The organism is Fulvivirga sp., assembly GCF_040220315.1.
In the GTDB taxonomy this organism is placed as follows: Bacteria; Bacteroidota; Bacteroidia; order Cytophagales; family Cyclobacteriaceae; genus Fulvivirga.
The window spans coordinates 1-20869 of record NZ_JAVJUY010000350.1 but is presented as its reverse complement, the minus strand read 5'-3'; the positions used below and the strand labels follow the sequence as shown (position 1 = coordinate 20869).

At 37.6% G+C, this 20869-nt stretch carries 20 protein-coding genes; 6 read left to right on the top strand and 14 right to left on the bottom strand.

Annotation, left to right across the window (positions count from 1 at the left end):
• The first annotated feature begins 106 nt into the window (after positions 1-106).
• From purB to RLO81_RS17710, 3 genes are read left to right on the top strand one after another with little or no spacing between them, the layout of a single operon-like run.
• A complete protein-coding gene (gene purB / locus RLO81_RS17720) occupies positions 107-1450 on the top strand; it encodes an adenylosuccinate lyase (RefSeq protein WP_350114824.1) in 1344 nt (447 codons plus the stop codon).
• The gene (locus RLO81_RS17715) at positions 1451-2017 is read left to right on the top strand and encodes a uracil-DNA glycosylase family protein (RefSeq protein WP_350114821.1); all 567 of its coding nucleotides are present in this window, start codon (positions 1451-1453) and stop codon (positions 2015-2017) included.
• Positions 2018-2050: 33 nt separating this feature from the next.
• Complete coding sequence (locus RLO81_RS17710; protein ID WP_350114818.1) at positions 2051-2575, top strand: hypothetical protein; 525 nt, start codon at positions 2051-2053, stop codon at positions 2573-2575.
• On the opposite strand, the gene RLO81_RS17705 is transcribed toward RLO81_RS17710, so the two are convergent.
• Entirely contained in the window at positions 2576-2977 is a 402-nt protein-coding gene (locus RLO81_RS17705) for a hypothetical protein (RefSeq protein ID WP_350114815.1), read from the bottom strand. It lies immediately after the preceding gene.
• A 70-nt stretch (positions 2978-3047) separates the two neighbouring features.
• Here RLO81_RS17705 and RLO81_RS17700 point away from each other — a divergent pair, with 70 nt between their 5' ends.
• Positions 3048-3815 (top strand): class I SAM-dependent methyltransferase, encoded by a 768-nt coding sequence (locus RLO81_RS17700; protein WP_350114812.1) that lies wholly within the window; start codon positions 3048-3050, stop codon positions 3813-3815.
• 13 nt (positions 3816-3828) lie between these two features.
• Here the strand turns inward: RLO81_RS17700 and RLO81_RS17695 are convergent, their stop codons facing one another.
• The 9 genes from RLO81_RS17695 to fahA form a co-directional block, all read right to left on the bottom strand.
• A complete protein-coding gene (locus RLO81_RS17695; protein WP_350114809.1) occupies positions 3829-4806 on the bottom strand; it encodes a mechanosensitive ion channel family protein in 978 nt (325 codons plus the stop codon).
• The gene (locus RLO81_RS17690; protein ID WP_350114806.1) at positions 4803-7790 is read right to left on the bottom strand and encodes an ATP-binding protein; all 2988 of its coding nucleotides are present in this window, start codon (positions 7788-7790) and stop codon (positions 4803-4805) included. Before RLO81_RS17690 ends, RLO81_RS17695 begins: the two co-directional genes overlap by 4 nt.
• Positions 7791-7811: 21 nt before the next feature.
• Positions 7812-8753: a succinylglutamate desuccinylase/aspartoacylase family protein gene (locus tag RLO81_RS17685; RefSeq protein WP_350114803.1), complete on the bottom strand. Its 942-nt coding sequence runs from the start codon at positions 8751-8753 to the stop codon at positions 7812-7814.
• A gap of 3 nt (positions 8754-8756) precedes the next feature.
• Complete coding sequence (gene rimK, locus RLO81_RS17680) at positions 8757-9671, bottom strand: 30S ribosomal protein S6--L-glutamate ligase (RefSeq protein WP_350114800.1); 915 nt, start codon at positions 9669-9671, stop codon at positions 8757-8759.
• Positions 9668-10105 carry an ATP-dependent zinc protease family protein gene (locus RLO81_RS17675; protein WP_350114797.1) on the bottom strand — a complete coding sequence of 146 codons (438 nt, stop codon included), beginning with the start codon at positions 10103-10105 and terminating at the stop codon, positions 9668-9670. The genes rimK and RLO81_RS17675 overlap by 4 nt, the downstream gene beginning before the upstream one ends.
• 78 nt (positions 10106-10183) lie before the next feature.
• Positions 10184-10690 carry a DUF2911 domain-containing protein gene (locus RLO81_RS17670; protein WP_350114794.1) on the bottom strand — a complete coding sequence of 169 codons (507 nt, stop codon included), beginning with the start codon at positions 10688-10690 and terminating at the stop codon, positions 10184-10186.
• Between the two features lie 192 nt (positions 10691-10882).
• Positions 10883-11965: a BamA/TamA family outer membrane protein gene (locus tag RLO81_RS17665; RefSeq protein ID WP_350114791.1), complete on the bottom strand. Its 1083-nt coding sequence runs from the start codon at positions 11963-11965 to the stop codon at positions 10883-10885.
• Positions 11962-12825 (bottom strand): flavin reductase family protein, encoded by an 864-nt coding sequence (locus tag RLO81_RS17660; RefSeq protein ID WP_350114788.1) that lies wholly within the window; start codon positions 12823-12825, stop codon positions 11962-11964. The genes RLO81_RS17665 and RLO81_RS17660 overlap by 4 nt, the downstream gene beginning before the upstream one ends.
• Before the next feature lie 5 nt (positions 12826-12830).
• Positions 12831-14102 (bottom strand): fumarylacetoacetase, encoded by a 1272-nt coding sequence (gene fahA / locus RLO81_RS17655; RefSeq protein ID WP_350114785.1) that lies wholly within the window; start codon positions 14100-14102, stop codon positions 12831-12833.
• Between the two features lie 140 nt (positions 14103-14242).
• On the opposite strand from fahA, the gene RLO81_RS17650 reads away from it, so the two are divergent.
• Both RLO81_RS17650 and RLO81_RS17645 read left to right on the top strand, forming a co-directional pair.
• Positions 14243-16918, top strand: coding sequence for a valine--tRNA ligase (locus RLO81_RS17650; RefSeq protein WP_350114782.1), 2676 nt, complete (start codon positions 14243-14245; stop codon positions 16916-16918).
• A gap of 15 nt (positions 16919-16933) precedes the next feature.
• Positions 16934-17527: a hypothetical protein gene (locus RLO81_RS17645; RefSeq protein WP_350114779.1), complete on the top strand. Its 594-nt coding sequence runs from the start codon at positions 16934-16936 to the stop codon at positions 17525-17527.
• Here RLO81_RS17645 and RLO81_RS17640 read toward each other — a convergent pair.
• From RLO81_RS17640 to RLO81_RS17625, 4 genes are all read right to left on the bottom strand, one after another.
• Positions 17524-18525 carry a LacI family DNA-binding transcriptional regulator gene (locus tag RLO81_RS17640; RefSeq protein ID WP_350114776.1) on the bottom strand — a complete coding sequence of 334 codons (1002 nt, stop codon included), beginning with the start codon at positions 18523-18525 and terminating at the stop codon, positions 17524-17526. The genes RLO81_RS17645 and RLO81_RS17640 overlap by 4 nt on opposite strands.
• A 139-nt stretch (positions 18526-18664) precedes the next feature.
• Positions 18665-19891 carry an alanine dehydrogenase gene (locus RLO81_RS17635; protein WP_350114773.1) on the bottom strand — a complete coding sequence of 409 codons (1227 nt, stop codon included), beginning with the start codon at positions 19889-19891 and terminating at the stop codon, positions 18665-18667.
• Entirely contained in the window at positions 19884-20333 is a 450-nt protein-coding gene (tsaE, locus tag RLO81_RS17630; protein WP_350114770.1) for a tRNA (adenosine(37)-N6)-threonylcarbamoyltransferase complex ATPase subunit type 1 TsaE, read from the bottom strand. The genes RLO81_RS17635 and tsaE overlap by 8 nt, the downstream gene beginning before the upstream one ends.
• Positions 20323-20869, bottom strand: a 547-nt coding sequence (locus RLO81_RS17625) for a PglZ domain-containing protein (protein WP_350114767.1), incomplete at its 5' end; no start/stop codon positions are given. The genes RLO81_RS17625 and tsaE, both read right to left, overlap by 11 nt.

The following is a 20869-nucleotide window of genomic DNA, read 5'->3' as shown; positions in this document are numbered from 1 at the left end:
CTTATCACTTAATGCTGTTCTAAGTAATAACAACATTGCCTAAGCTTTTTGTTAGACGCAAAGGCATATTTATCTATTTTTGCGGCTTCATTAAATGATACACCTCATGGACCTGAATAATTTGACAGCCCTCTCTCCTATTGATGGTCGTTATAGACGAGTAACTAACAGACTTGCCACCTATTTGAGCGAGTTTGGCTTGATTAAATACAGAGTTCAGGTTGAGATAGAATATTTCATTGCGTTGTGCGAGTATGGCATTCCTCAATTAAGCAATGTTGATTCAAGTTTATTTCCGCAGCTTAGAAAGATTTATGAAGATTTTACTGAAGAAGATGCTCTGAAAATAAAGGAGATTGAGAAAGTAACCAATCATGATGTGAAGGCTGTTGAGTACCTTATCAAAGAAAAATTTGATGAATTGGGCCTGGCAGACCATAAGGAGTTTATCCATTTTGGGTTAACATCACAGGACATTAATAATACTTCCATTCCACTTTCTTTGAAGGATTCAATTACTACAATAGTGCTTCCTTTAATTCACGAAGTAAATAATCAGATCAGTCAGTTTGCGGAAGAATGGAAAGACATCTCTATGTTGGCTAAAACGCACGGACAACCAGCCTCACCAACAAGATTGGGTAAAGAATTTAAGGTATTTAGCGAGCGTGTAAACAAACAATTGAACTTATTAGCTCAAGTACCATATTCAGCAAAATTTGGAGGTGCAACTGGTAATTTCAATGCACACCATGTGGCTTATCCGAATAACAACTGGATTGAGTTTGGCGATAATTTTGTGAAGCACTATTTAGGGCTGGAAAGAAGTCACCCTACTACTCAAATTGAGCATTATGATAATCTGGCTGCTTTATTTGATGGCTTAAAACGTATCAACACCATTCTGATTGATTTAAGCAGGGATATCTGGCAGTACATTGCTTCTAACTACTTCAAGCAAAAGATAAAAGCTGGTGAAGTGGGTTCTTCAGCCATGCCACATAAGGTTAATCCAATTGATTTTGAAAATGCCGAGGGTAACTTAGGTTTAGCCAATGCTGTTTTTGAGCATTTGAGCGCTAAACTACCTATATCACGTTTGCAAAGAGATTTAACGGATTCTACAGTGTTAAGAAATGTAAGTGTTCCATTAGCTCATACACTTATTGCACTAGAATCATTGAAGAAAGGATTAAACAAGCTTGAGCTAAATAAAGCAGCCATTGATTTTGACTTAGAAGAAAACTGGGCAGTAGTGGCAGAAGCAATTCAAACTATCCTAAGACGCGAAGGTTATCCTAAGCCTTATGAAGCGTTAAAAGAGCTTACTCGTAAAAATGAAAAAATCACGAAAGACAGTATTCATTCATTCATCGAGACATTGAATGTGAGTGATGCTATTAAAGCTGAGTTGAAAGTGATAACGCCATTCAATTATACAGGAATGTAAATGTCTCTGTTTGAAGAAATTAAAACCTGCACTCTTTGCAGCCAGTATCTGACTCATGGTGTTAGGCCTGTTTTTTCATTCAGTTCAAAAAGTAAAATTGTAATTATCGGTCAGGCTCCGGGCAGAAAAGTGCATGAAAGTGGCATTGCGTGGGACGATAAAAGTGGCGAGAATTTAAGGGTATGGCTCGGTGTTAATTCAGAACAATTTTACAATCCTGACATTTTCGCGATTGTACCGATGGGGTTTTGTTATCCAGGCAGCGGCAAAAATGGTGACTTACCTCCCAGACCAGAATGTGCACCGCAATGGCATTCTCAAGTACTTGCTCACATTAAAAATCCACAACTAATTCTATTAATTGGATCGTATGCTCAAGGCTATTATTTGAAAGAAAAGGCGAAGTCTACTTTAACAGAAACAGTTCGATCTTATAAGGAATATTTACCAACCTATTTCGTATTGCCACATCCATCACCACGAAATAACATTTGGAAGGCCAAAAACCCCTGGTTTGAGAATGAAGTATTATCAGATTTAAAGAATAGTATAAATAAATTAAAATAATTATTAATTTTATTATACTAAATCACTTTGCAATTGAAACTGTTAGCCACACTTCTGTTCGCCCTATTCCTCTCCAATTATTTATTTGCACAGTCGTTACAAAAAGGCACATTTCAGGTTGGAGCCTCAGGATTTCCGGTTGTTTACCTTGATAGCTCCGTTCCAACAGGATATTCAGCCAAATTCAATTGCGGAATATTTATTAAAAATAACTTATCAATAGGTTTTAATCCCTTTGTTGGAAAAGTTGAGGATATCACTTCATTCGGCTCATTACTTTACTTGAGATACTATTTTTTTAACAAAAAAAGAACTTCTGTATTTATTGATGGAGGTATTGGCTTAGGTAATGTCAGATACTCCGAAAGCCCCCAATTTGATGGTTATATGAATTCTATTGTATTGGGACCTGGTTTAAATTATTTTTTAAGCGAGAAGCTGTCATTGGAATTTTCATTGCAATATGCCCGCTTAAGAAATATAAGCTTTCCAGAAGATACTGAACTCGGAAACACAGTTTTACCTGCCATTGGAATACAATATTATTTTCACAAATAATCAACCAACAAAATCGCCAGTCTCAGCGCGACATTTCTTACGCCATTTTTTAAGCTTAAATTTCCAAAATGGTCCGTTTTTTAACGTAATCCTCAACTTAGCAAAGAAGTTATGCAAGTTGCGCTCAAATCCATTATCGTTGTATGCCTGACCTTTTGGCTGAACCAAGTATACAAAACCCATATCCTGAGTTATTTCTTCCATGCATGGGTTTCCGAGGAGTAAGCCTTTCGATGATTGCTTGACCCAATAAATAGGATGTTTTGTTTTATGATCTCTGGGATTCGATTTGTATTTCGGGGATTTAGTGGTTGTTGGAGTATCGCCAAACACCAACTTTTCCTGACATAGAGCTGTGTAACTCAGGCATATGAAAAAAATGAAAGTCAATATGCTGCGCATGTTGTAAAAATAGGAAAAGTTTTGAAGGCCTTTTCAAACAGCCATTCTTATCTTCTATATTTGCGCCATCTTGAAAAAGTTCATAAGTTTCATACTACGTAATATACCAAGAAAGTATATCCAACTGGTAAGTGCCCCTACACTTAAAGTTATAGGGTTATTTATGCGAGGCAACAATGTAACCTGCCCAATTGCACAGAAGAGCTATCGTAAATTTCTGCCTTATGGAAGGGTGAATCCCAGGCCAAATGCCCTTTGCCCAGATTCACTTTCATTAGAACGGCACCGGTTGTTATGGCTGTATTTGAAAGAGAAAACCAACTTTTTTAATGAGAAACTGCATTTCCTGCACATTGCCCCAGAGCAATGCTTTATGAAGGCCTTTGAAAAACAACATGGTGCTGGATATATCACTGCTGATATTGAATCTCCGTTGGCCAAAGTTAAAATGGACGTGCATGACATTCCATTTGAAGCTAACACTTTTGATATAGCAATGTGTAACCATGTAATGGAGCATGTGGAGAATGACATTAAAGCTATGTCTGAGATTTATCGAGTTCTGAAGCCTGGTGGTTGGGCCATTATGCAGGTACCATTCTTCAGTCCGGTGAGAGAAGAGACGTTTGAAAACAAATCAATAACCGACCCAAAAGAACGCGAGAGAGTATACGGACAAGATGATCACGTTCGCTTATATGGCAAGGATTACCCGAACAGGATCAGAAAAGCAGGATTTGAAGTAGTAGAAGATCGGTTTATCGATGAGCTTGGTCCAGCATTAGTTAAGAAATATTCTTTACCTCCTAACGAGACTATTTATTTCTGCAAAAAGTAAAATAGCAAAACAATTACTTTAAGTCATCCGGGTTTATGAGATGAGATTTTAAAAGCTCCCGCATTACCAACTCAGTCATATCACTTTTAAAAGCAAACTCATACCTAATATCAGCAACATAGGCTTTCAGCCTCATTTTTAAGTATGATCTCCTTTCCTTCACCTCATTAAAGAACAATACAACAATCGGTTTATTTAGATAAATATATTTAGAGACTTGTGCTGCCTCAATGGCCACCTGCCGCACTTTAGTTGTATCTACTGTAATTGGCAAATAAATTTCGGCTACTACCTGACAATTAGGTTCTCCTGCATTGGCATTAGAGACAGATGTATTCATTACCTCGGAGTTAGGTACACTTACTAAAGAATCATCAGGCGTTACAATGCGCGTAGAGCGCAAACCAATTTCTACCACCTCGCCATAAAAATTACCTATTTCAATTTTATCACCTACCTGAAAAGGCCGATCAAATAAAATCATAATACCACCAAAAATATTTTTGATAATATCCTGTGCAGCAAAACCAATAGCAATACCTAAGGAGGCCGTTGCCGTGAGTACGGCATTAATGGGCGGTTGGAATATTCCGGCTATGATGATAAATAGTATAAATGCCCAACCAACTATTTTAAGGATAGGAATAAATCCTTTAATGGTGATGCGATAAGTCGTGCTTTTTTCAGCAAATTTTTCCAGCACTGAACCCAAAAAACGGAGCGTAAAGTAGCCTATTATCAAAAATATTATAGACCAAAAAATCTTTCCAAACGAGATTAAATCATGGATTGGAGGAACTTGTATCTTTTTCTGAGCATCAGAAGCCTGACTTAATGTGTCACTTTGAACAGTATCTGGATTTAAAAATTTGTTCTGGATTGAATCAACTATAGCAATAGTTTCAACAGAATCTACATTTAATGTATCTGCCTTCTGAGAATAGCTTACAAAAAACACAAAGACTAAAAGTATGGTGAGTAGTTTTTTCAATGGATTATATTTTTAGCCTTTAACAATGATACTGTTTGTCTATATAATAATGGGTTGATAAAATAAGTATTACCGAGTCTAATCACTACACCATCTTCCAGCAAAGTATGCATTAAATGTCTTGTTTTTTGTATGCTTTGGATCGTAATTTCTGCCACATGCTCTTCCGTCAATCCATCATGCAATAGTAGTAAGGTCATCACTTCCATTTTTTGGCTTGATAATCCATTAATGAATGAGTAGTCGATATTTCCGATGGACTTAATTCTAATCTCATTACCATCGCCTTTAACCGTTGATCTTAGCCAATATACCAGGGCAATGCTAATATTGCTCTTTGCCAGTTTATACAGCTCATTAAAATAGTTTTTCTTAAGGTATGCCTGTTGCTCATTATACTCCAGGTTAACATATTTTTTGTTGTTCGTTTCGTCAGGGCTCGCTTCATAAACAAGGGAATATCCACTAACCTTATGTCTGCGTTCAATAATATTAATGATATCCTCCGTAGATAAATCATTCATACGGATTGTATAGCTGAAGTTCTCTGAGAAATTAATGGTTTTATCGAGAAAATTAAAGGCATACAGTGTGCAACTCGTTATCCAAAAAGCGTTTTTATGCGTTAAGGAAACCAATTCAGCCAATACCTTAATTAATACAAATCCGCCTATTTTTTTTGTGTATAAATTTTGAATATTCTCAAGAATGATAATTTTCTTTTTCCCTTTATTTAAATAATCAACAAACTCATTAAGCGCTAATGTTTTTTTTCCTCCAATTGCTTCATTGAGATAGCGCAAGAAATCCTCTTCTTTGCTAATGTTATCAGTTGGTTGTAACCTGATGGTTTCAAAATCCTCATTGAGCTTAAATAAAAACAGATTTATTAAGGTAGTTAAACCAGACCCCTTTTCACCAACAACAATAGATGCAGCAAACCGACCATCTTTCCAATTTTTAAATGCATTTTGTAGTTGCTGATGCTCCTTTTCCCTGCCTTCAAAAAATTTACCATCTTCCAAAGGTTTTGCTCTGAACAGGCGTTGATAGACCGCGGGCAGTGAGTCTATTACAGTTTCTGTTTCAGCCAGAAAATCTGCTATTTCCGTTGCGATATTTGATTTAACACCCTGAATGCCAAGGCTTTTAAGCTTAAGTCTAAATAGCTCACGATATTTCTGATATCTGGATTTTGCAAACCTAATGGCTATAGGCACAAAGTTTTTTATTGTGTTAATTATATCCTCTTTAATCCTTCTACCTTTTTCAATGGCTTTACCCTTGGCTATTCGCACTCTTAGCTCAAGGATATTTTCATTATTAGTGAACTTGATTAAATTTTTACAATATGTAAGAAGACCTTCATTCAACTCTTCATGCACACTTTTTTCAATTTTACTCAGATGTTCCCTGGCATTATCAAGTTGAGTAATTGTTCGGTCGATTCCCTCTGATGCTATTGAACGCGCCTCCGCAACGTTTTTCTTGAGGTCGGCTTTGGCTACGGCTGTTTCGAGATTAAAAGCCAGGATTTGACCCATTTGAAGCAGGGTACCTTCTGTCTTGGAAAGGCTTTCATTAGTTGCTACCTTCATAGCTTCAGTAACTTTGAAAAACTGGGGAGCTGTTTCAAATTGTATTAACTCTGAAGGCGATATGTAATTAATCTGACTACTCTTTACCGGTGCATTGAAATCTACTCCTCTGGTTACTGCTCTTCTTTGACTAATTTTTTCTAATGAGTGAACGGTTAGCTGCTCTAAAGAATCTATTGTTTCTAGGAATTCCTGATCGATTATGTAGTCACAGGCCTGATCAATCAATTTGGCTAATTCACTGTTAATGGCAGGTAAGTCTTTCTCAATTAGCTTTTTAAATGCACTATCCTCTGCTTTAGAAATATTGAGTTTCCACTCCGTTAAATAGCTTTTGATTTCATCAAATTTATCGGTATATATTGAGTCGAGTTTATCTTTTAATAAGCTCTTAATTCCAATCAATTTATAGAGTGACTCATAAATTATATCATAGAGCTCCAGGTCAATTTGCCAGTCATCATTAAGAACTAGTAAGGTATTAGTCCAACGGTTGTTGCTCCGGTTAAAATTGCTTGCATTTCTTTTTTGGAGCTTATTACTTCTACTTTGAGAAAATTTCCTGTTGGCACATTCTATCGTACCGACCCTTTCCAAGTTGATTAGAAATGCTTCTGTACATTCTTGAAAAACGCTATCAATTACCTCTTTAACGCTCTTTTTAGTACCTTCTAACTTTTCAAGCGCTTCTTCAATATCTATTTCCTTTGCCCTTTCAGTTTCTACATGCGAGCCTAAGTCAATATGCCCGGAAAGGTATAAATCAATTTGCTCATCAAAATGCCATAGGGTTAATGAAGTAGAAGTTACATCTTGATAATAGTGATCAATTGCAGGTGTTATTGATTCAAGAAATTTTTCCTTAAAATAATACCTGGTAAGATCCTGATAATTAATACGATGGTACCATGGCTTTAAAGCAACCTGCTCTCTTCCCCTGATTTTTCTAAAAACATTTGCTATTTTTTCCGGCCATTTGGAGATTAAGTAAATGGCATTTTTAAATGGCTTAAGAATCTTTACTAGCAGCCCGTCATCTGGTTGAATTACAAATCGCTCTTTCTTTTGAACTAACTTTTTGGTCTTAACCTGTGACTTTAAATATTCGTCAAATTCTTTATCAAAGTGTTTAAACTCCTCGTGGAATTCCTTTAACCCCGCCTGGATCACATTTTTAGTAGATTCCAGCATTGAAGCCTTATACCTGTGAGCGAGCCTTAGCCCTTCAGGTTTTGATAAATCAGATTGATTAAGATTTTGAATTAACTCATATGACCTTGCAATAAACTCTTTATGCGTATCTATTCTCTGGGAGAATCGCGGTAAAAACGTAGTATCAATTACTTTTTTAATTGCTTCGGTATGCTCTTGTTCTTTTGTGGTCATGGAAATAACAAGATAATCAATTTATTCTTTACCAACATGCATCAAGGCATCACCCATATTCACGACAGGGTAGTTGTTAATACCAATTACCACTCCATCCATTGGTGACTTTATTTTTTTTTCAAACTGGCCATAGGGATCTGTTATTACTCCCAACAACTGGTTCTTTTCAACCTTACTCCCATTTCTAACATAACTATGATGTAGGCCAGCATATTTTGCGCGTACCCAGGTTGATTCCTGAATAAAAATAGTCTCTTTATCAGGTTCAGGAGCATCATCACGCATACCTAAATACTTCATTACCCTTAACGAACCTTCAACACCATGATCAATGGCCTGTTTTCTCATTCGAAGTGTTTCTCCACCTTCAAAAACCAACACTGGTTTTCCCTCTTTCGCTGCTGTTTTTCTTAACGACTTATCTCTAAAACTACTTTTTATAATCAATGGAGGAGCAAAAGCCTTGGCTAATTCCATTTCCATCGGCAACTCCAAAGCACTTCTTAATTGTGGGTAATTATTATGACTCGCACCTCCGGTATGAAAATCAAGCCCAAAATCTATTTGCGGTAAAATTTCACTAGTAAAGAAATACGCCACTCTACTAGCCAATGATCCCGTTTTTGATCCTGGAAAAGAACGATTTAAATCTTTTCCATCAGGTAAACCCCTCTCATGATTTATAAATCCGTAAACGTTGAACACCGGAATTGCTATGACAGAACCAATTTTTGGAATATAAGATTTGGATGCTATCAACCGTCTTAAGATTTCTACACCATTTGTTTCATCTCCATGTACACCGGCCATAATAAGTAGTGTTGGGCCATCTTTCTTAGATCTAGAAACAAACACAGGTATGTTAATAGGGGTTCTTGTTGGGAGCCTGGCAATCAGGGCGTTAATTTGCAAATTCTGACCTGGCGCTATTTTATGCCCGTCAATAACCATTTCTTTCATAGATCACGCATTGATTTTATCTTTTTGAATACGTTTTTTAGGTTTAGATACATTATGCTCCAGGAATTCAACAATCTTACCTGCAATATCTATATTGGTGGCCTTTTCAATACCTTCTAAGCCTGGCGAAGAATTTACTTCCAAAATCAAAGGCCCTCTTTTCGATTGCAGCATATCTACACCGGCAACTCCAAGACCCATTTTCTTAGCTGCATTAATGGCAGCAGCCTTCTCCGACCGAGAAAGTTTAATAATGGCTGATGATCCACCTCTATGCAAATTAGAACGGAATTCACCTTCTTTCGCCTGGCGTTTCATGGCTCCAACTACCTTTCCATCTACTACAAATGCCCTGATATCTGCCCCGCCAGCTTCTTTCACAAATTCCTGAACTATTACACGTGCTTTCAGCCCATGGAAAGCCTCGATAACGGAAGCAGCGGATTTTTGATTATCTGCCAAAACAACTCCCAAACCTTGTGTTCCTTCCAAAAGCTTGATAATTACCGGAGCCCCACCAACTGCATTTAAAATGGAATCAGTATCTCTTGAATAATTAGTAAATACTGTTTTTGGTAACCCTAGTCCCGCCCTTGATAGTATTTGAAGACTTCTCAGCTTATCTCGAGACCTGATAAGTGCCTGCGACTCTACTGCAGTAAACACCTTCATCATTTCAAACTGACGTACCACCGCAGAGCCATAGAAAGTTACCGAGGCGCCAATACGCGGAATAATGGCATCAATATCATCCAGTGAATGGCCATGATAAATGATGCTTGGTTTATTTTTTTCCATCACAATGGTGCACCTCAGGTGATCTAACACCACTGCCTCATGGCCTCGTTGTTCGCAAGCTTCTACTAATCGTCTTGTAGAATATAAATTAGGGTTTCTGGAAAGTACAGCTACTTTCATTTTTTGCTGGATTTTAATGATAAATTCTTTTTAGATGTGTCTACTATAAAATGCTTATTTAAAAGCTTACGACCAAGTAATAAGGGGAATTTTAAATTACCACGATCGCTCAATGAAAATTCTGTTAATATATTTTTATCAAATATTCTAATCGTGGCCTCAATTATGTATCGCTCCTCACTTTGACCAAATGAATTTTTAATCTTCTTAGTTTTAAACTTTTTGAAATAAAAGTCTTTATCGTTGTATTCGGCATGCGATGGATCCAGCAAGGTAAAGTGAAGGGTTTCTTCACCATCTTTTTTTATTACTTCTGCATGATGATAATGAATGGCCGAAGTATATGCCCCTGTATCTATTTTTGCCCTGAGTTGAAATAGCTCCATTTCTGGCAGATCAACTACTTCGTTTCTTCCAATAATATCTTTTTTCAAATTCAGAATAGTTTTTCTCTAATATAAAAAAAGAGGCTGTTATTAGATAACAGCCTCTCAATTCTCTTAACTAAAATATTATTTAGATATGCTGAATTTTACCGATGTCTTTTCCCAGGCCATCGATACTCCATCTTCTTCAATAGTTATTGTAAAAGTTTCTACCATATCAGTTTTAACTGGCTTCACATTCACGCGAAGCGCATCATCAGCTTCTTTGTAGTTAGATGAACCCCACTGATCGGCTGTTTTATTGAATATTACTACCCATTCCTTCTCATTGGGTATTGTAAATAATGCATAAGTACCAGCTGCAAGCTCCTTACCTTCCACCTTTACATCTTCACTGAAGCTTATTGTTGTTGCATTATTGGCACCGGTTCGCCATACTCTGCCATAAGGTACCAGGCCGTTCATTATCTGTCTGCCTTTGGCTGATGGTTGATGATAATCTACTTTAATTTCAACACCATCAATAGTACCTTCTGCAGAAGCTGGTGGACTAGCCTTTTTCTGTGCACAACTTACGGTAACAAAAGCCCCGAGTATCAGAGCGGATAACAAAAATGATTTAAATGATTTCATGGGTTATTTTATTTATTGGTTTAGAAACAAGTAACGGTGTTAGTAGGGGTACAGTTTAAAAAGGTGCACAAAAAAAAGAGAGGTGCCTAACACTTTTGCAGACACCTCTCGTATTTTCAACCTGTAAACCAATCATTTGTACGATCGTGCCTACATTTGGTTGCAATGTTCAGTAAAAAAATGTTAATAAAGTTAAAAGGCTTCAGCAAAAGCGAAATAAAAACCACTTACACCATCACCGATTCCATAGTCAATTCTAATATTTGCTCTATCTGATTTGTTGACCATAAACCGTAATCCGGCACCAGCAGCCCACTTAAAATCACCCATATCGAATTTTGATAATTCACTCGCTACATCACCCATAGCTGAAAACACTGTAAATCCCAATTTAGGTAATACTTGATATCTGTATTCCCCTTGTAAGGCCATTTGCTGATTATCGCGATAACGGCCATTGTAATAGCCACGCATGATCATGTCACCACCCATCAAAGCCATTTCCCTGAAAGGAACATTAGAACTATTAAACTCACCAAAAAACTGTGCTGCTAGAACGGACTTATCAGTTAGGCCCCAGAATTTTCTTAAATCTACTGTATACCTGTTATAGGTAAAATCGCTGCCAAATGCCTGTTGATGATGAAATGAAGCTACGTTTAAAAACATGCCTTCCGTTGCGTTTAAAACATTATCCCTATTGTCATAGACCACTGAAAAGCCGATGGCTGCATTTTTCCCTGTTTGTGACTCGAGTAATGGCTTATCAGCAATTAAAAACTTAGGTTCAAAGTCAAGGTCATATAAATCTGTATACCTTACTTGCAAACCCGCAAAAAGATGGTTGCGCACTTTTTTTAATACGCGCTCTCTAAATTCAAAGACCTGATATTCAAGATCTTCTTCAAAATCTTCGTTGGTATCATTACCAATCCCATAATAAAATATTGGGAAGTCATAGTAATTTAATGCTCCATTGAAAACCCATTCCTCGTTTTTAGTGAAGATGTTATGGCTAGTCTCAAAGATTATTTGGTCATTTAAAGTATAAGCGCCCAACACCTGAACATTAGATGCCCTGGTAGTAGTTTTATCACCAAGGTTAAAAATTCCTGTAGTTAGCGCACCATAACCAAGCCTGGTTTCTGGTGTATAGAAAATTGCTGGCAGCGGTATAATTCTGAGATTCTTTTGCGTTTCTAATGAATCCGCACTTTGACCGAACATATCGTTAAAAAAAACGATACACATAGCTACTACAAAAAGGCCTCTCATTTATTTTGATACTTTAAAAGCACCTTCCATGCATTTTGCACCTCACCTTCCAATAGGCAATTCTTTGCGATTTGATGCGCCTCAAGCTTATTTTCAATACTTAAATCAGCGGTAAATTCATCAATTTCTTCAGCTGTAGGCAGTGATTCCACATTGCCCAATCTGCCCAAATCATTTCCGGAAAGTATGGTGCTATTCCTAATGCCCTCAGGTATTGAATCTACTCCAATGCCTAATGATGTTAAAGGTTTTGCGATTTCAAAAAGTGAATCTCCATTGGCTCGTGCATACCAGTTGCCACCCATTCTTGCCACAGCATCCAATTTAAACGGATCAATTGTTCCGTTTTCATCTAAAATATCTTCGCTCACGTGTGCCAAAAGCACTTCGCAAATCACCAGGTTGCCTGCACCTCCTTGATCGCCAAGTGGTTTTACTTCAATTACCTTGCACTCAAAACTTACGGGTGCCTCTTTTACTCTTGGTGGCCTAACAAGTTCAGATTTTTCTTGGGTAAATCCTGCCTTTTCAAATTCATTGGTGCCTTTAGGGTATTCAGTACTGGAAAGGGACATTTGCTCCACCATCGCATAGTTTACGATATTAATGACCACCTCATCAACTTCTAACACATTTTCATAGGTGTGTTTGGTGGTATTATCCCTTCCTCTTCGTGCCGGAGAAAAAACTAATATAGGTGGGTTAGCCCCAAAACAGTTGAAAAAACTAAATGGACTAAGGTTTACATTCCCTTCTTTATCAATCGTACTGGCAAAAGCAATAGGGCGTGGTGCCACAGCTCCCAATAGATATTGGTGCATTTTAGGAACCGGAATTTCTTTAGGATCGATACGTAGCATAGCCTTTATTTCGCAGGTAACACTTTGCTTCTTACTTCACCAAAACCTATACGTACACCATCCTTTTCAGCATGGCCTTTCATAATCACGGTATCACCATCTTCGATGAACTTGCGCTCAGAGCCATCGCTCAGCTTAATAGGTTTTGTGCCTTTCCAGGCTAACTCCAACATGGAGCCATATGAATCTTCTGTAGACCCCGAAATGGTTCCGGAAGCATACATATCACCCACCTGTATATTGCAACCATTTACTGAATGATGTGCCAATTGCTGATTAACATTCCAATACATATACTTAAAATTACTCTTACAGATAAGATTTTCTTCACCCCCGTCTGGCTGAAGATAAACTTCTAAGTTAATATCGAAGTTTTTATTCCCTTTAAATTCCAAATAAGGCAATACGGCAGGTTCTTGTTTTGGCGTAGGTACCCTGAATGGCTCCAAGGCATCCATAGTAACAATCCATGGAGAAATTGAAGAAGCAAAGTTTTTGGCTAAGAATGGCCCAAGAGGCACATATTCCCAAACTTGCACATCCCTGGCTGACCAGTCGTTAAACAATACAAAACCAAAGATATAGTCTTCCGCTTCCTTCGTGCTGATACTATTGCCTAAACCATTTTCTTTACACGTTATAAATGCTGTTTCCAGCTCAAAATCCAATCTTTTCGAAGGACCAAAAGACGGCTTATCAGCATCAGGAGCTTTTGTTTGACCTTTAGGCCTGTGAATATTTACTCCTGAAGGTATAATAGAAGAAGCTCTTCCATGATAACCAACAGGAATATGTTTCCAATTTGGCAGAAGTGCGTTATCCGGATCACGAAACATTGTACCCACATTTGTGGCATGTTCAATACTTGAATAAAAATCTGTATAATTTTGAACCTTTATAGGCATTAACATTTCTGCCTCCTCTTTATGGATGATGGCCAGTTCACTGGCCGGCTTATTATCACGTAATTCGCCATTATTGGCTTCCAATAATTCCGCAATGCGGTTGCGCACCTTGCTTGTAACTTCTTTACCCAGGCCAATAAAATCATTCAGATATTGTTGATTAAAAACACCTGAGGATAAACCCAATCCATCCAAAAATCCATTTTCGTGCAGATATGTTAAATCCACAATGTAATCACCTATTGCAACACCAGCACCCGGAGTAAGATACTCAGTCTTAAAAATGCCAAATGGTAGGTTCTGGATTGGAAAATCAGAATTTTTGGGTACTTCAACCCACGATTTTAAAGAGGGATCGTTTGCGTTTATCATACTATCTGTTTTTTGCCGTGCAAAGTTAGGGTTTTAACCAGAGTATTAAAACCTGTAATCTTCAATAGATGAATCGTTCTGTTCCGCTAAACATATTAATTTCCTAGTTTTGCAGATTCAAATTTCACAAGTAAAAACATATGTCATTATCAACAAAATATGACCCGTCATCGGTAGAAAATAAGTGGTACAAGCAATGGATGGACAAAGGTTTCTTTCACTCTGAGCCTAATCCTGACAAAGAGCCGTATTCAATAGTCATTCCACCACCAAACGTGACAGGTGTATTGCACATGGGGCATATGCTTAACAATACCATTCAGGATGTACTCATTCGTAAAGCCAGAATGGAAGGCAAAGAAGCATGCTGGGTGCCTGGCACAGACCATGCATCCATCGCTACGGAAGCCAAAGTAGTACGCATGCTTCGTGAAAAAGGCATAAAAAAAAGTGACCTGACTCGTGATGAATTCCTTAAACATGCCTGGGAATGGAAAGAAAAATATGGCGGTATCATCCTCGAACAACTTAAAAAATTAGGTGCATCGTGTGATTGGGAAAGAACCTCATTCACAATGGATGACCATTACTACAAGGCAGTTATTCGTGTTTTTGTTGATTTATACAACAAAGGCTATTTGTACAGAGGTTTACGAATGGTAAACTGGGATGTAGAAGCACAAACCACAGTTTCTAACGAAGAGGTTTTGTATCGCGAGGGAGGAGAAAAGTCGAAGCTATATAAAGTAAAATACCAAATTAAAGATTCGGATGAATCTGTAACTATTGCCACTCAGCGGCCTGAAACTATTTTAGGTGACACGGCTATTGCAGTGAATCCAAATGATGACCGTTTCAAACATTTAATAGGCAAAAAGGCATTAGTGCCATTTATCAATAGAGAGATTCCAATTATTGGTGATGAGTATGTGGAGTTAGACTTTGGAACAGGCTGCCTGAAAGTTACGCCAGCACATGATCCTAATGACTATGAAATTGGTTTGCGCCATAACCTTGAAGTTATCGATACAATTAATCTCGATGGTACTTTAAATGAAAAGTGTGAAGTTCCTGCTTACGTGGGTCGAGACAGGTTCGAAATCAGAAAGCAAATCATCAAGGATCTTGATGCCGCAGGTATATTAATGGGTGACGAAGAGTTTGTAACCCGTATTGGAAGATCTGAAAGAACTGATAGTGTAGTAGAGCCAAAACTCTCGCTTCAATGGTTCATAAATATGAAGGAAATCTCCAGGAAAGCTCATGCAGCTGTTATGGAGGATGAAGTTGTATTGCACCCTGCAAAATTTAAAAACACATATAACCACTGGATGGAAAATGTGAAAGACTGGTGTGTATCACGTCAGTTATGGTGGGGGCAGCGAATACCGGCTTATTACTATGGTGATGGAGAGAATGACTTTGTTGTTGCTGAGACAATAGAAGAAGCCGTTACACTGGCGCAAGAAAAATCAGGTAATAAGGCGTTAACAATCAATGATCTAAAACAAGACGAGGATGTACTCGATACCTGGGCATCCAGTTGGTTGTTTCCCTTAGAAGTTTTTAAAGGGTTTGATGATAAATACTTTAAAGATGGTAAAATTTTGGCTGGTGCCAATAAGGAGTTGGATTACTATTATCCGACAGCCACGCTCGTAACCGCTCCTGAAATACTATTTTTCTGGGTAGCACGAATGATTATTGCAGGTTATGAATACACAGGAAAGAAGCCTTTCAACGATGTTTATCTGACTGGTATCGTACGCGATAAGCAACGCAGAAAGATGTCAAAATCATTAGGCAACTCACCCGACCCGCTAGATTTAATTGCTCAATACGGAGCAGATGCGGTTAGAACAGGCATGCTATTTAGTTCACCAGCTGGTAACGATTTACTGTACGATGAGAAGCTAATTGAACAAGGCAGAAACTTTGGAAACAAGATATGGAATGCCTTTCGATTGGTGCAAGGCTGGGAAGTAGATAACTCACTTTCAGGAGAAGATAATAAAGCAGCTATTGCATGGTTTGATGCCAAATTCAATCAGACCCTGGAAGAAGTGGAAGATCACTTTAAGAAATTTCGCATTAGCGATGCGTTGATGGCAACTTATAAACTGATCTGGAATGACTTCTGTTCGTGGTATTTAGAAATGATAAAACCAGAATATCAAAAACCAATAGATGGAGCAACTAAAGAAGTAACCATAAGTTTCTTTGAAAAGATAGTGAGATTGTTGCATCCGTTTATGCCTTTTATCACTGAAGAACTGTATCAAGAGCTAGGTGATAGAAAAGGTGATGATTTTATTATCGTAGCCCAATGGCCAAAAGCACAATCATATTCAGCCGATATTTTAAAAGAAGCCGAATTAGCATTTGAGATAATCGGAAATGTGAGAAACACTCGAAATGCCAAACAAATTGCGCCAAAAGAAGCCCTTGAGCTTAAAGTGAAAACGTCAAACTTCGGCAAATACAATTCATTTCAAGGCGTAATTTCTAAGCTTAGTAACTTGTCATCATTTGAAGCTACATCTGAAAAAGTGGAAAACAGCTCAAGTTTTGTATTGAAAGGTGATGAATTCTTCATCCCATTGGCTGGGGCAGTTGATATGGATCTGGAGAAAGAAGAAATGCAAAAGGAGCTGGACTATACTAAAGGCTTCTTAAAAAGTGTGGAGAAAAAACTAAGCAATGAGCGATTCGTCCAAAATGCGCCTGAACAAGTAGTGGCTATGGAAAAAAAGAAAATGGAGGATGCTCAGGCCAAGATTAAAGTGTTAGAGGCGAGTTTGGCGAGTATGGCTTAATTTTTAATCAATATTATGAGGAATATACTACTTGCAATATTTTTATTTTTTGCTAGCCATACCTTTTCACAAACTAAATTAGAATGGGGTTCTGAAGTAGTACTTAGTTTAAATAATTTTAAATCTGAACAAACTGAGATTAACAACAAATTAGAATCTAATTTTATTCAAACAGGAGCCTACATGAATTTTAATTATCAAATGAGTAATTATGAATTCATGTTTACAAAAAACTTCAACTCAAAGGTAAGTACTGATTTTATAGAGTCAATGGCCGTAATATCTGCTGTTGACTCAGCCACTGCTAATTACATGGTTTCTTTTGCACAGTATAATTTTGATTTGACCGAGCTATATGCTCGGAAATTCAGAAAAGAACTTTACGAATCGAAAGGGGCATTTACAAGTTCAGATTTTTTCCTTCCAATTTTTGAGAAATATCAAAGCGAACTATCCACTGAAAATGCACGTGTTTCAAAGCTTACGGAATTAGGGAGAAATAAAGAGCTTCTTGAATACGAGAGGAAATTAGTGCTGTCTCAAATTCAAAGTCTGAATGAGTTTTGTAAAACTTGCAACCCTCGAAAATTAAAGAAAAATAAAAATTAGTTCTTGGTCGATTCCCTCAATATCAATTCAGATGCCAGGGGTTCGTGGGAAATCCTGGCATCCTTATTTTTAATCATTTGAAGTAAATACCCTACTGATTTTTCGCCAATCTCAAATAAATGATGACTCACTGTACTTAATCTGGGCTCTACAACTTTAGATACAGGATAATTACCAAAACCAATCACTGAAATTTGTTCAGGAATTTTATAACCTAATTTCTTTAATACAAGAATAGCCTGAACGCCTAAATCGTCATTAACGGCAAACACTCCATCCAGATTGGCATTGGCTTTCAAAATCTTTTTTAGGGCACCTTCCACATTATGCCTATCAAAATCACAATATTCAATTAAATTCTGTTTAACAGGAATATCATTAGCTCTGAGCGCCTCCTTATAGCCATTGAGCCTATTCTTGGCATTTTGCATATTTTTTGGCCCTGCCAAATGGGCAATATTTTGTGCCCCCCCATTAATTAAATGCTTGGTAGCCATTAAAGCTCCATTAAAATCATCTGCCTCTACCTGTGTTGTATCTATGGAAGTGTCTGTTCTGTCAAATAAAACAACTGGCATTTCATCCATTACCTGCTTTACATGATTTAACTTATTTGTTCCTTTAGAAATGGCCATTAATATTCCGTCAACCCTGCCATTAGACAAGGATTCCATGTACTTAATTTCATTTGCCTCCTCTTCATCGGTTTGGCAAATTAGCAATTGATATCCGGCATCAGATGCCGCTTTTTGCATACCACTTATCACTCTTGAATAGAAGTAGATACCAATGTTTGGAACCACCACGCCCAGGCAATAGGTTTTGTTAATCCTAAGGCCTGCGGCTACGTTATTCCTTCTATAATTAAATTTTTTGGCAACCGCTTTAACCGCCTTAATCGTCTCTTCATTAATTTGCGGGCTATCATTCAATGCTCTGGAAACAGTAGAAACTGAAACCCCTAAGGCTTTTGCGATATCTTTAATTGTGGTAGCCATAATCTCAAATTTAGTGTAATAGTAGCAAGCAGTGGGTTAAAAATGAACTATCACTATTAATTTATTATTAAATTTTACTTATGGAGGTTCAAAATAAACCCAATTAACAAATTATTAATAGGTAATTACCCCAATGAGCCTAAAATCTTGCAGCCATAAGTAGGCTAAGATCCTTATGCTTAAGGCCGAATTTCCTGGCAATGTATTCGTTGGTAAGACTCCCTTTGTAAGTGTATACTCCTTTCATAAACCAGCTGTGAGCAAAAATCATCTCTTCTACACCCCCTTCTTCGGCAGCCCTTAGAATGGTAGGTGTGAAAATATTGCTTAATGCACTTGTGGCTGTGTGCGCTACTCTGGAGGCAATATTTGGCACACAATAATGAATAACATCGTATTTTCGATAGACAGGATCTTTTAACGAAGTAAGTTCAGAGGTAGCAATACACCCACCTTGATCAATGCTTAAATCTATGATTAGCGAATCAGGTTTCATGGCAGCCACCATCTCTTCAGAAACAACATGGCGTGCGCGACCTTTTTCGGCTCTAAGAGCCCCTATCACTAAATCAGCAGATTTCAAAGATTCGGCAAGTGTAACAGTATCAATTGTTGAAGTATAAATTTGGTGACTTAGCGTCTGTTTTATCCTTCTAAGCTTGTAAATATGATTATCAAATATCTGTATTTCAGCCCCTAACCCTCTTGCCACCCGTGCTGCGAATTCTGCCACAGTTCCTGCACCGATGATTACAACTTTGGTTGGTGGCACTCCTGTAATTCCTCCTAAAATAATTCCTTTACCTCCATTGGCACAACTTAAATACTCCGAAGCAATGGACATTACAGTATTACCTGCTATTTCACTCATTGCCCTGATAATGGGCATTCCGCCAACTTTATCTTGTATAAATTCAAAGGCTAAGGCAGTTATGTTTTTCTTATTCAATGCATTAATATAATCAGGAGATTGGTTGCCCAACTGAATGGCTGATATTAATATCTTGCCTTTAGTTATCAATTCTATTTCCTCAAGTGTTGGAGGTTCAATCTTCAGTATTACATCTGCCTTGTAGATTTCATCTTGTGAGTAAACAATTTTAGCCCCGGCATCTGCGTACTGCTTATCACGGAACTTACTGCCCTCCCCAGCATTGGTTTCAATCCAGATTTCATGACCGTTGTTTACAAGTAATTCTACTGAATCAGGGGTAAGGGTTATTCTCTTTTCCTGCATAGAAATCTCATTAGGCAGACCAATGAGAAACGATTTTTTTCCTCGCTTAACTTCTGCTAGCTTCTCTTGTGTGTATAGGCTTGTTTTTGAAGCCAGTTGAGCAAATCCTGATTGAGATTTTTTAGTCATGGCGTGTTAGTTCGATCATTCGTTGACCAGCATCTCCCACTTGTATGGAGATCATTAAAAAATTACTTTCGGGAAGAAGGTTTGGTATTTTGGATGACCATTCTATAAAGCAATAATTGCCGGATTCAAAGTATTCTTCAGTTCCTATATCCATTGCTTCCTCCTCATCATTTATTCGATAAAAATCAAAATGATAGATAGTTCCATTGTTTCCAGTAAGATACTCGTTTACAATGGAATAGGTAGGGCTTGTCACTCTATCACCCACTCCGAGCTGCGCACATAACACCTTTATCAGTGTAGTTTTTCCTGCCCCCATTTGCCCCTCGAAAATCCAAAACTTGATCTCCCCGGCAAATTCAATAATTTGACTGGCTACACTTTTCAACTCTCCGATATCCCGACAAACTATATTTTGCCGAGATATTGCACTATTTACCATATTTCGAATTTAACGAAATTATCGGAATTATCATTTCTTCCATCGATACTCCGCCATGCTGAAAAGTATCTTTATAGTAGTTAACGTAGTAATTAAAATTATTAGGATACGCGAAAAAATTATCCTCGGCTGCAAAAACATAGCTAGTGGATACGTTGAGCTTTGGAAGAAAATATCGCTCAGGTTTAGGCACTTCAATGACATCATTACCCGAAGTATAACCCAAATTTTTACCTTGTTTATACCGTAGATTGGTGTTTGTATTTCTATCACCCACAATTTTAAAAGCCTTCTTCACTCGTATCGTACCATGATCTGTTGTTACTATTAATTTCGATCCGCTTTCTGCAATGAGCCGAAGCGCCTCTAACAATGGTGAATGCTCAATCCATGATTTAGTTATTGAACGATAGGCTGACTCATCAGGAGCAAGCTCCCTAATCATGGCCATATCTGTTCTAGCGTGAGAGAGCATATCAACAAAATTATAGACGATAACATTTAGGTCATTGGTGAGCATATTGTTGATGTTATCA